Source organism: Streptomyces katrae, assembly GCF_000966975.1.
GTDB lineage: Bacteria > Actinomycetota > Actinomycetes > Streptomycetales > Streptomycetaceae > Streptomyces > Streptomyces katrae.
In genome coordinates this window covers 1-309 of sequence record NZ_JZWV01000159.1, presented here as the reverse complement: position 1 = coordinate 309, position 309 = coordinate 1, and the positions used below count along the sequence as shown (strand labels likewise).

The 309-nt window shown below is 78.6% G+C and carries 1 protein-coding gene; it reads right to left on the bottom strand.

Annotated features, from left to right (window positions below; all coding sequences use genetic code 11):
• Positions 1–309: GAF domain-containing protein (locus VR44_RS07945; RefSeq protein WP_045946680.1), on the bottom strand; the 309-nt coding region annotated here is incomplete at both ends.

Genomic DNA, 309 nt, shown 5'->3' with positions numbered 1-309 from the left:
GGCGCTGAGCGTGTCGGGGGCCGCCGCGTCCGGCTCGGGCGCCAGCAGCGCCAGCTGGGCCTCGGCGGCCCGGGCCACCGCCTGCACGAAGGCCAGCGAGTGCGGGTGGGCCAGCCCGTCGCCGCCGGTGATGTCCACCGCGCCCAGCACCCGCCCGGTGCGCGGGTCCCGGACCGGGGCCGCCGCGCAGGTCCAGGGGTGCACACGGCGGCTGAAGTGCTCGGCGCCGAAGACCTGGACGGGTTCCCCCAGCGCGACCGCCGTACCGGGGGCGTTGGTTCCCATCGTCGTCTCCGCCCAGCGCGAACC